The 11,182-nt window shown below is 72.8% G+C and carries 9 protein-coding genes; 4 read left to right on the forward strand and 5 right to left on the reverse strand.

Translation table 11 applies throughout. The annotated features are described in order from the left end of the window. The first annotated feature begins 7 nt into the window (after nucleotides 1-7). Nucleotides 8-298 (forward strand): hypothetical protein, encoded by a 291-nt coding sequence (locus D6270_RS12985; protein WP_109165256.1) that lies wholly within the window; start codon nucleotides 8-10, stop codon nucleotides 296-298. 33 nt (nucleotides 299-331) lie between these two features. Here D6270_RS12985 and D6270_RS12990 read toward each other — a convergent pair whose 3' ends face one another. The 5 genes from D6270_RS12990 to D6270_RS13010 all read right to left on the reverse strand — a co-directional run bounded on the left by D6270_RS12990 (nucleotide 332) and on the right by D6270_RS13010 (nucleotide 9,223). Beyond that, the gene (locus tag D6270_RS12990) at nucleotides 332-1,063 is read right to left on the reverse strand and encodes a response regulator transcription factor (protein ID WP_109165255.1); all 732 of its coding nucleotides are present in this window, start codon (nucleotides 1,061-1,063) and stop codon (nucleotides 332-334) included. Nucleotides 1,064-1,299: 236 nt separating this feature from the next. Further along, the gene (locus tag D6270_RS12995; RefSeq protein WP_109165254.1) at nucleotides 1,300-3,270 is read right to left on the reverse strand and encodes an outer membrane protein assembly factor BamB family protein; all 1,971 of its coding nucleotides are present in this window, start codon (nucleotides 3,268-3,270) and stop codon (nucleotides 1,300-1,302) included. Nucleotides 3,271-3,331: 61 nt separating this feature from the next. Beyond that, nucleotides 3,332-5,269 (reverse strand): outer membrane protein assembly factor BamB family protein, encoded by a 1,938-nt coding sequence (locus tag D6270_RS13000; protein ID WP_109167469.1) that lies wholly within the window; start codon nucleotides 5,267-5,269, stop codon nucleotides 3,332-3,334. Nucleotides 5,270-5,800: 531 nt separating this feature from the next. Next, nucleotides 5,801-7,618: an ABC-F family ATP-binding cassette domain-containing protein gene (locus tag D6270_RS13005; protein WP_109165253.1), complete on the reverse strand. Its 1,818-nt coding sequence runs from the start codon at nucleotides 7,616-7,618 to the stop codon at nucleotides 5,801-5,803. A gap of 222 nt (nucleotides 7,619-7,840) precedes the next feature. Further along, nucleotides 7,841-9,223 (reverse strand): acyltransferase family protein, encoded by a 1,383-nt coding sequence (locus tag D6270_RS13010; protein ID WP_109165252.1) that lies wholly within the window; start codon nucleotides 9,221-9,223, stop codon nucleotides 7,841-7,843. Nucleotides 9,224-9,425: 202 nt separating this feature from the next. Here D6270_RS13010 and D6270_RS32495 point away from each other — a divergent pair, with 202 nt between their 5' ends. The 3 genes from D6270_RS32495 (at nucleotide 9,426) to D6270_RS13030 (ending at nucleotide 11,161) form a co-directional block, all read left to right on the forward strand. Then, nucleotides 9,426-9,908, forward strand: a complete 483-nt coding sequence (locus tag D6270_RS32495; RefSeq protein WP_158650504.1) for a PASTA domain-containing protein — start codon at nucleotides 9,426-9,428, stop codon at nucleotides 9,906-9,908. 111 nt (nucleotides 9,909-10,019) lie between these two features. After that, on the forward strand, nucleotides 10,020-10,655 hold the full coding sequence (locus D6270_RS13025; RefSeq protein ID WP_109165249.1) for a class I SAM-dependent methyltransferase: 636 nt from the start codon (nucleotides 10,020-10,022) through the stop codon (nucleotides 10,653-10,655). Nucleotides 10,656-10,681: 26 nt separating this feature from the next. Further along, nucleotides 10,682-11,161 (forward strand): DinB family protein, encoded by a 480-nt coding sequence (locus D6270_RS13030; protein ID WP_109165248.1) that lies wholly within the window; start codon nucleotides 10,682-10,684, stop codon nucleotides 11,159-11,161. The last annotated feature ends 21 nt before the right edge of the window (nucleotides 11,162-11,182 follow it).

Here is an 11,182-nt window from a genome sequence, read left to right on the forward strand (position 1 = left end):
ACCCACCATGTCCGACCTGCACAAGGAAGTCTCCGAACTGGAGCGCAAGTCCGCGACCGCGGCCCGGCTCTTCGACATCCGGCGGATCATCGGCGGCCTGTTCGTGGTCTACGGCGTGATCGTCACCATCGCCGGGATCAGCCCGTCCGACGCCGACCTGAAGAAGGCCGAGGGCGTCCACATCAACCTGTGGACCGGCCTGGCGATGCTGGCGCTCGGCCTGTTCTTCCTGGTCTGGATGAAGCTCCGCCCGGCGGAGGCCCCGGCCGCGCCGGTCCAGGAGACCGACGCGGACTGAGGCCCCGGCCGACGTGCCCGCAGGGGCCGTACGTCACCCGCGCTGCCCGGGGACGTACGGCCCCTGCGGCGTACCGCCGTCGTTGCCGTCGCCGCTCCTGCTGCCCGCCGCCCGGTCCAGCAGCCCGGTGCGGGCCGCGAGGGCGGCCGCCTCCAGCCGGGAGCCGACGCCCAGCTTCATCAGGACCCGCTGGACATGCGTACGGGCGGTGCTCGGCGCGATCCGCATCCCGGCCGCGATCAGCCGGGTGTCCTCGCCCTCGGCCACCCGGACCAGGACCTCCGCCTCGCGCGGGGTCAGCATCCGGAGCAGCCGGCGGCCCTCGTCGTCGGGCTGGGCCGCCGGGTTGAGCAGCTCGGCGAAGGCACCGCGCAACAGCTGCGGGGCGACCGCGCTCTCCCCCGCCCGCGCCTTCAGCATCGCCCGCTCCACGCCCTCGATGCGCTCGTCGTGGCGGACGTACCCCGCCGCACCGGCCGCGAAGGCCGCGGCGATCCCGCGCGGGCTCGGCACCGGCCCGAGGACCACCACCGCGACCTGCGGGCGCTCCTGGCCGATGCGCACGATCGGGTCGAACACCCCCGGCGCGGCGGGCGAGGCCGTACCGAAGAGACAGACCTCCGGGGCCCTGCTGACCACCAGCTCCGCCGACCCGGACGTCGGGGCGGCCGCCGCGAGCACCCGGTGCCCGCGCAGTTTCAGCGCCGAGGCCAGTGCCTCGGCGAGCAGGCGGTGATCGTCGACCACCATGAGCCGCACGCTCATCGATCAAGCTCCAAATGCCCCGTACGCCCTGGTTACCGGCCCCCCGGGCTCCTGACCCGGCAACGTACACGCTTGTTCGACGGCGTGTGCCCCTTACGGGGGAGAAGCCCCTGTGAATGCCGAATTCTGCTCCGTTGAGGGCCACTTGAGGATCGCGGGAAGGGCGGAAAACGATCAGCCCTGCCAGTCGGTGATCAACTGGCAGGGCTGTCGCGGAACTACGGGTGAGCGGACGGTCAGCCGGTGCGGAAGCCCATCGCGAGGTTGAGCCTCTCGTCCGGCTGGCTGTCGCGGCGCTCACTGATCAGCTGCTTCGAGAGGAAGAACCGGCCCTCCCCGTAGAGGAGTTCGGAGTGGTCGACGGAGAACGCGGTCTCCGCCTTCCGGACCGACTCATCAGCGGGGTTCTCCATCAGCAGCGTCTGCTTGAAGGTCTCCCCGTCGATGGAGACGATCTGGCCGCCCTTGTCGTAAGGGGGCTTCTTGTACGCGATCACGCTGGTGCCGTCCATCCGGATCGGGATCAGGCTGTAGCGCTCACCCGCGTCGGCCCGGCCGCCCAGCAGCTTGCCGGTGGTCAGGTCGAAGGCGACGACCTCGTTGGTGTCGCCGTACTCGCTCGCACCGTCGTGGTCCTCGGTCGGCAGGTAGAGCCGGTTGTTGCCGACGACCGCCGCGCGGCAGCTCTCGACATCGGTGGAGCCGCAGCGCGCCGCGTACTTCTCCGCGTCGGCGGAGATCCGCACGATCAGCTTGCCGGTCGCCGCGTCGATCGAGAAGAAGTCGGAGATGCCGCTGCCGTCGTTGGCGGTGTCGCCGACGTTGGCCGCGACCACCAGCGGCTTGGTGGAGACGATGGACGCGTAGTCGACGCCCGCGGGCATCTGGAACGAGGAGAGCGGTGCGCCGGTCGCCGGGTTCAGCGCCTGGATCTGGAGCTGCGGACTGTCGTACGAGCCGCACTTGCGGACCACGGCGAGGGCCTCGCCACCCGCGTACCCGGTGTCGTAGCAGCGGTTGCCGTCGACCTTCGGCTTCCAGAGCTCGGCGCCGTCCGCCAGCTTGAAGGCCGCGCCGCCCGAGGTGCCGCCCGCGGCGACGGTGGTCCCGCTGAGCGTGACCTCGTCGAACTGGACCGGCCGGTCGCCGCCGGTGGCGGAGGTGACGGACTTGCTCCACAGGAGCTTGCCCGTGGCCAGGTCGACGACGCCGACCTGGTTGCACGCGGGGTACTTCTTCTCCTTGGTCGGCTTGCCCTCCTTGAAGAGGATCGCCGTCTTGTAGTCCTTGGTCATGTGGCGGGAGGCGCCGCAGACCTCGCCGTCGACCGGCAGGGTCCAGAGCTTGGCGCCCTTGTCCCGGTCGTAGGCGACGACTTCGCTCGCACCGGGCTTCACGTACGCCTTGTCGGTGAGCCAGGAGCCCTTGACCGAGGTGACCGTGGAGACCTCCGGCTGCGGGACCTGGAAGGCGACCTGGGAGCTCGTGTTGCCGGGGGCCTTCTCGCTGCCGCCGGCCAGGCCGCCGCCCTCGGTGCCCTTGCCGTCACCGCCCTTGCCCTCGCCGCCGCCGGTGGAGCCGGACGTGGACGCCTGGTCGTCCTTGCCGCCGTCGTCCTTGGTGACGCTGTAGACGACAGCCGCGCCGATGATCAGCACCACGGCGACGGCCGCGGCGACGATGATCTGCATCTGGGTGCTGAACTTCTTGCCACCGCCGGGGACGGCCGGGCCGGGCTGCGGAGCCCCGTACATCGGCTGGGTGGGGTAGCCGTAGCCCTGCTGCGGCATGCCGGGCTGCCCCGGGTACCCGGGCTGACCCGGCTGGCCGGGGGCGCCCTGCGGGTAGCCGTAACCGGGCTGCGGGGCCTGCGGGTAGCCGTAACCGTTGGGCTGCGGGGCCGGCGGGGTCGGGTAGCCGGGCTGCGGTGCGCCGTAGGCCCCGGCGGGCGGGGGCGGCGGGGAGCCGTAGCCACCGGCCGGCGGGGTGGGCGGGGCGGCGGGCGGGGGCTGCTTGGCGAAGGGATCCGCGGGCGGCGGGGTCGGCTCACCGAACCCACCGGGCGGCGGGTCCTGCGGGGCACCGAACCCACCGGCGGGCGGACCGGCCGGGGGCCGGCTCGGCTGCTCGCCCGACGGCTGGTCCGACGACGGGTCGGCCGGCTCGTGGGGAGGCTCGTTGGGGGGCTGCTGCGGCGGCTGGGTCATCGCGTACGTACCTCGGGGGACGGGGGTTGTGTGGGAGTTTCGGATGCTGTGGGGGCGGCGGTCACTTGGCGAACACCAACGCCGTCGCCTGCTCCATCTCGCCGTCGTCACGGCCGCTGAGCCGCCTGGGCAGGAGGTAGGACTGACCGCCCTCGTACCGGGCGGTCTGCCCTCCGTAGAGGCTGTTCTCGATCCGGTTGGTCCCCGCCGGGTGCTGGAGCAGGACAGCGGGGGTGCCGCCCGTCGGCGGGAGCGTGAGGATGGCGCCGGCCTTGTCGTAGCGCGGCTCCAGGTAGAGCAGCACCTTGCCGCCCTCCATCCCGATCGGGCTCATGGTGCGCTCGGCCGGGGCGGCCGCCGTCCACTTGGGCTTACCGGTGTTCAGGTCGAAGGCGACGACCTTGTTCGTCCGCCCGGCGCCCGTACCGGCCTTGGTGGCCATGTAGAAGGTGTCGGCGTCGGCGGCGACCCCGGTGCACCCTTCGAGCTTCTGACCGAAGATGGAGAGCAGTCCGCCGCAGTTGGCGACGACCTCGTCACCCTTGGCGGGGCTCAGCTGGGAGCGGAGCTTGCCCTTGTCGGTGAAGGCGGCCACCGACCACTGCTTCTTCTTCCGGTTCTCCAGTGAGACCACGAGCGGGGTCACCGAGTAGGTCTTCTTGATCTCCCACCCGGCCGGCGGCTGGTAGGTCCACCTGGCCTTGCCGGTGACCGGGTCCAGCTCCTGGAGCTGGTGCTGCGGGTTGTCGGTGTCGCCGTTGCGGCAGTTGGCGGCGGCGATCAGCTTCGGGCCGCCGGCGAAGGCGAAGGTCTTGCAGTTGCCCGTGGGGGTGCCGAACAGCTCCTTGCCGTCGCTGACCCGGTAGGCGCTGGAGTAGCTGGTCCGCCCGGCGGTGACCGTGTTCCCGCTGATCGCGAGACCGATGTCGGATATCAGGTCGAAGGCGCCGGCCTTCTTGACCTCGGCCTTCCAGCCGGCCTTGCCGGTCTTGAGGTCGATCATCTGCATCACGGAGCAGTTGGACCGGTCCGTGGTGCCGTTCTTGATGCCGATGACGATCTTGCCGTCGGAAGAGACCGTGTTGGGGGTGGCGCAGATGTCGGCGGGGAGCGGGACGGTCCACTTCTTCTTGCCGTCGGCGACGGCGTAGCCGGAGATCCCCCGGTACAGAGCCGTGACCATCGTGTCGTCCACGAACCAGGGGCCGTGGATCTCGCCGCCGTTGCGCGGGAGGTCGACCTCGTTCTTCTGGAGCCAGGCGACCTTGGCCTCGCCCGGCTTGCGCCCGGCGTTGAGGTCGTCGTTCGTCTCCCGGCCACCGCCGGTGCCGTCGCCCTCGTCGACCGAGGGGGAGGCGCTGGGCGTCTCGGGTGCCTTGGGGGCGCTGCTCGGGCCCGCGACCGGCTTCTTGGGGTCGTCGCCGCTGTCGCTCACCACGTACCAGGCGCCCGCGCCGACGAGCAGGACGACGGCGACGGCCGCCGCGGCGAGGATGCCGGTCTTCCCCTTGAAGGGACCGCCGCCGGTTCCGCCCGGGGCGGGGGCGCCGGGGTACTGCTGCTGCGGGTAGCCGTAACCGGGCTGCGTGGGCTGGCCGTAGGGACCGGGGGCGGGCTGGCCGTAGGGGCCGGGCTGGCCGTAAGGGCCGGGCTGCTGACCGTAGGGGCCGGGCGCCTGGCCGGGGGCCTGTTGGCCGTACGGCCCCGGGGCCTGTCCCGGGGCCTGGGGGTAGCCGTAGCCCGGCTGGGCCGGGGGTGCCTGGGGGTAGCCGTACGCCGGGTCGCCCGGGGGCGGTGTCTGCGGCGGGCCGGCGGGGGCCGGGGGCTGAGCGGGCGGACCCGCCGGGGCCTGCGGCGGCTCGGCGGGCGGCGTCTGCTCCGGCTGCTTGGCCAGGGACGGCGGCTGCTGGTCCTGTGGCGGCTGAGGAGTCCCCTGCGGCGGCTCCTGCGGAGCCCCGAAGCCCCCCTGCGGCGGTTGCTGGCTGGGCGGCTGGCTCATCAGCACGTCCCCCTTCGTGCGGTCCGGTGCCCGATCCGGTCTCCCCCGCGATTCCGGAAGGGTTCAATTCCCCTCGGAAAGGAGCGAATCGGGCATGGCTTCCGCGGTGTCACGACAGTCGGGCGGGGCTTCTTTGTACCACCCACCTGCCGTCGAACACCGGATCGGTCCACCCGCTGTTCCCAAGGGAGAACCGCGTTGTGATGCCCTCGTTACGACCGGCGGAAGGTGACGGCCAGTCACCGAGGACGAGCATCGGGACGGTGCCCTTCTCCTCCCCGACCACGGCGTCGCCTCCGACGCCAGGGCTGCTCGTCGTCACCCCCGCTGACGAACGGCCGCAGGAGCACCGCGCGCCCGCCGGAGCAGGCGGCCCGCGCCTCGGAGAAGATGCCCTCCCGGACCTTGCGGCCACCACCGGAAGGCGGCGGGCACCCGTACGCCTCCCCCTCGTACGGCCCTACCCGCTCGGCCGGGCCGCGCTCAGGCCTCCCCGGCCCGGCCGCTCAGCTGCCGTCGGCCCGCCTGTCCTCAGGCGTCCTCGGCCAGCTCCAGCCAGCGCATCTCCAGCTCGTCGCGCTCGGTGACGAGTTCGCGGAGCTCGGCGTCGAGTCCGGCGACCTTCTCGAAGTCGGTGGCGTTCTCCGCGATCTGCTTGTGCAGCGCGGTCTCCCGGGTCGAGAGCTTGTCGAGCTGCCTCTCGACCTTCTGGAGCTCCTTCTTCGCTGCGCGGGCCTCCTGCGCGGAGACGGCGGGGGCGGCCGGGGCGGCGGCGCCGCGCGAGGGGGCGGCGGCGGAGGGGGTGGCCTCCTCCTCCATGCGCTGCCTGCGCTCCAGGTACTCGTCGATGCCGCGCGGCAGCATCCGCAGGGCGCGGTCGCCGAGGAGCGCCATGACCTTGTCCGTGGTGCGCTCGATGAAGAACCGGTCGTGGGAGATCACGATCATCGATCCGGGCCAGCTGTCGAGGAGGTCCTCCAGCTGGGTGAGGGTCTCGATGTCCAGGTCGTTGGTGGGCTCGTCGAGGAAGAGGACGTTGGGCTCGTCCATCAGCAGCCGCAGGATCTGGAGCCGGCGGCGCTCACCGCCGGAGAGGTCGCCGACGGGCGTCCACTGCTTCTCCTTGGTGAAGCCGAACTGCTCGCAGAGCTGACCCGCCGTCATCTCGCGGCCCTTGCCCAGGTCGACCCGGTCGCGGACCTGCTGGACGGCCTCCAGGACGCGGAGGTTCGGGTTGAGCTCGGAGACCTCCTGGGAGAGGTAGGCGAGCTTGACGGTCCTGCCGACGACGATCTTCCCGGCGGCGGGCTGCTCGTCGCCCTGCGTACGAGCGGCCTCGGCCAGCGCGCGCAGCAGCGAGGTCTTGCCCGCGCCGTTGACGCCGACCAGGCCGACCCGGTCGCCGGGGCCGAGCTGCCAGGTGAGGTGGGTGAGCAGGGTCTTGGGCCCGGCCTGGACGGTCACGTCCTCCAGCTCGAAGACGGTCTTGCCGAGGCGGGCGTTGGCGAACTTCATCAGCTCGCTGGTGTCGCGCGGGGGCGGCACGTCGGCGATGAGCTCGTTGGCCGCCTCGATGCGGTAGCGCGGCTTGGAGGTGCGGGCGGGGGCGCCCCGGCGCAGCCAGGCCAGCTCCTTGCGCATGAGGTTCTGCCGCTTGGACTCCTCGGTGGCGGCGATCCGCTCACGCTCGGCGCGGGCGAAGACGTAGTCGCTGTAGCCGCCCTCGTACTCGTGGACGGTGCCGCGCTGCACGTCCCACATGCGGGTGCAGACCTGGTCGAGGAACCACCGGTCGTGGGTGACGCAGACGAGGGCCGAGCGCCGGGTGCGGAGGTGTCCGGCGAGCCAGGAGATGCCCTCGACGTCGAGGTGGTTGGTGGGCTCGTCGAGGACGATCAGGTCCTGCTCGTCGATGAGGAGCTTCGCCAGCGCGATACGGCGGCGCTCACCGCCGGAGAGCGGGGCGATGACGGTGTCGAGCCCGTGCTCGAAGCCGGGGAGGGCGAGCCCGCCGAAGAGCCCGGTGAGCACGTCGCGGATCTTGGCACTGCCCGCCCACTCGTGGTCGGCGAGGTCGCCGATGACCTCCTGGCGGATGGTCTTGGCCGGGTCCAGGGAGTCGTGCTGGGTCAGCACCCCGAGCCGCAGCCCGCCGTTGTGGGTGACGCGGCCGGTGTCCGCCTCCTCCAGCTTGGCGAGCATCCGGATGAGGGTGGTCTTGCCGTCGCCGTTCCGGCCCACGACCCCGATCCGGTCGCCCTCGGACACCCCGAGGGATACACCGTCGAGCAGGGCACGGGTGCCGTACACCTTGCTGACCTGCTCGACATTGACCAGATTGACGGCCATTTCACTCCTGCCCGGGGGGTTGATCGACCTTCCCAGGGTACGGCGCGGCGGAGGGGGGCCTGTGGCGCGCTCTTGCCGCCGACCACAGGGAGTCGTGCAGTTTCCTGTACGTACGGAATGACGTACGTCGGAGCACGGTATGCGGACGGTGACCTACACGGAGTCCCGGGCGAAGGACAAAGCGGTCGACGACGAGGTCCGCGTCGCCGCTTGCCGCTACCACTACGGCCGCTGACGCCCGGATCTGCCGGACATGCCCCGGTCGCGCAGGACACCCCGCCCCGCCCGCTCCACCAGGAGCCAGCCGCACAGGGTCGTCGCGACGGCGGCGGGGGCCGAGACCGGGATGGCGATCAGCAGGGCCGTGCGGCCCTCCAGCAGGCCGGCGAAGCCGACCATGGAGAGGCCGAGCACGCCGAGCAGGCAGAGCGTGACGCCCAGGGCGGCGAGGGGGCCGGAGCCCGCGCCGGGGGCCGTGGGGGCCGGACGTTCGAAGGTGCGGAAGGCGGCGACCAGGGCGGCGGCGAGCGCGGCGGCGGCCGCGAGCCGCAGCGGGGTCTGGGCCCACCAGGCGGCGGTGGCCGGTTCGGGGAGCGGGACGTCCAGGGCGAGCATCGCCCCGTACACCCCGAGCATCGCCGTGAGGTGCCAGAGGAACGCGGTCATCGCCACCCCGTTGGCCGCCACCACCGTGGCCCAGGCGCGGGGGCGGGCCAGGAGCCGGGCGGCCGGGGCGCGGAGGAGTTCGACCGCGCCGACCAGCCAGAGGCCGTGGCAGAGCAGGGCGAGGGTGGGCGGGGCCATGTTGCTGACCTTCTCGCCGGGCATCCCGACCATGGAGAGCGGGTAGGGCCCGGCCGCCACCAGGGCCACCGCACCGGTCAGCCCGGCCCCGGCGAGCAGGGCGGGGCGGCGGAGGGCGGCGAGGCCCGGCCCGACGCCGAGGCGGCCGTCGGCGCGCAGGAAGCCGAGCTGGTGGACCGCGAGCCAGACGAAGGCGAAGTTGAGGAACTCGACGTACGGGACTCCGGCCGCGAACCGCAGCACGTCCACGGCCGCCGCCGCACCCGCGAGGCCGGCGAACGCGCCCCAGCCGTACCGCTCGTGCAGCCTCAGCAGCGGCGGGGTGAACGCCACCATCGCCAGGTAGATCCCGATGAACCAGAGCGGCTGGGTCACCAGCCGCAGCATGACCCCGGTCAGTCCGCCGCCCCCGCCGAGCAGCTGGACGAGGAGCGCGGCCGCGCCCCAGACGAGGACGAAGACCATGGTGGGGCGCAGCAGCCGCTGGAGCCGGGCCCGCAGGAACGCCGCGTAGACGGAGTCGGTGGAGCCCTCGGGGCGCCTGCGGAGCAGGGAGCGGTACGACAGGGCGTGCGCGAAGCCGCCGACGAAGAAGAACACCGGCATGACCTGGAGCAGCCAGGTCAGCGGCTGGAGGGCCGGTACGACGGCGAGCAGGTTGCCGACCCCGTCCGGGGTGACGGCCGCCATCATCCAGTGCCCGAGCACGACCGCGCCGAGCGAGGCGACGCGCAGCAGATCGACGTAGCGGTCCCGGGTGGCGGGGGTGGCCTCGGCGAGTACGCGAACTGGTGATCCCATGCGCATACGTTCGCGGCGGACGGGGGTGCGGCGGGAGGGTACGGGTACTCAATTCGGTTACTGAGTACGCGGGATGGCGCCGCCTGTGCGCCCCGTTGGCCGTCTCGGTACGGGGTAGGAGATAAGCGCAGGGGACGCCGCAAATCGGTCGGCTCCGTTGCGTGCGGACGCCTTTCACCGCTTCCCGGATCGGAGTACCACCATGGTGCGCAATCCTCGCCGCCTCGCCCCGTCGGTCCTCGTCGGCGTGCTCGCCCTGGCCGGATGCTCGAACGGCGTACCGGCCGGCGACGACACCCCGTCCTCCTCGCCCGCCACCGTCGCGACGACCACGGCCCCGCCCACCTCCCCGGCCACGACCACCGCCCCGGCCACCGCTTCGACCGCCCCCACGCCCGATGCGGTGATGCCCGCCCTGCACAGCAGGACCTACGGGCAGGCGCGGACGGAGTTCAACCGCCAGGGCCTGTCCCCCGCGCGCCTGACGGCCGCCGCCCAGCACAAGGACGTCACCGTCCCTCGGGATCACGACGGCTGGTACATCTGCGACTCCAGTCCCCGGCCCGGCGACCCGCTCCCGGCCACCACCACGGTCACCGTCAGGCTCGCGCAGGACTTCAGCGACTGCACGACGAGCTTCAACGGCTACCTGCACGAGGAGAACGACCCGTCCTCCACCTCCTGAGCGGTTTGCCGGTACGGCAACTTCTCGTGCGGATCGCGGCAGCCGGTGACCACACTGGGCGAACACCCGACAGCGCGCCCCGCCGCGCGTCCCGGACGAAGGAGCCCTCCGTTGACCACCGACGACGCCCGCACCTCCTGGGACGGCATCTACGCCGCCCGCCCCGTGGCCACCGACCCCCGGCCCAACGTCCGGCTCACCGAGACGGTCGCGGACCTGCCGCCCGGCGACGCGCTGGAGCTCGGCTGCGGTGAGGGCGGCGACACGTTGTGGCTCGCGCGCCGGGGATGGCGGGTCACCGCCGTCGATGTCTCGGAGGTCGCGGTCGAGAGGCTCACCGCCCTGGCCCGCTCGCTCGGCCTGGGCGACCGGGTCACCGCCGAGCGGCACGACCTGGGCGCGACCTTCCCGGACGGCCCCGAGGGCGGGTTCGGCCTGGTCACCGCCCACTATCTGCACACCCCGTACGACCTGGACCGGGCGGCCGTCCTGCGCCGGGCCGCCCACGCGCTGCGGCCGGGCGGACGGCTGCTGGTCGTCGACCACGGTTCGACCGCGCCCTGGTCGTGGAACCAGGACCCCGACGCCTCCTTCCCGAGCCCGCAGGAGGTCGCCGACGGCCTCGCTCTCGACCCGGCGGCCTGGACGGTGGAGCGGGCCGACGCACCCCGCCGGACCGCGACCGGCCCGGACGGCACCACCGCCGAGGTCACCGACCACGTCCTGGTCGTCCGCCGCACGGCCTGACGCCCGCACCCGCAAAGGAGGAGCCGATGGCCACCCGTGACACCCCGCCGCCCCGGACCGGCACCACCGAGGCCGAGACCCTGCGCGGCTTCCTCGACTACCTGCGGACCTCGGTCGCCGCGAAGGTCGAGGGCGCCCCCGAACCGGAGGTCCGGACCGCCGCCGTGCGCTCGGGCACGAACCTGCTCGGCCTGCTCAACCACCTGACGTACGTCGAACGCGCGATCTTCCTCGGGGAGCGGGTCACCCACTGGCAGGCCACGTTCTCGGCCGCGCCGGAGGACAGCGTGGCCGAGGTCGTCGCCCGCTACCGTACGGCGGTCGAGGGCGCGAACACCGTCCTTGACGGGTGCACCGACCTGGCCGCACCGGTCCCCCGGCCGCAGCCGGGCAAGCCCGCGCCCAGCGTCCGGTGGGCGCTCGCCCACATGATCGAGGAGACCGGCCGCCACGCCGGTCACGCGGACATCCTGCGTGAACTGATCGACGGTTCGACGGGCCGCTGAGCCGCCCGCCGCCTCAGCGGC

Origin of the sequence: Streptomyces griseus subsp. griseus, from assembly GCF_003610995.1 — a bacterium.
Lineage (GTDB): Bacteria > Actinomycetota > Actinomycetes > Streptomycetales > Streptomycetaceae > Streptomyces.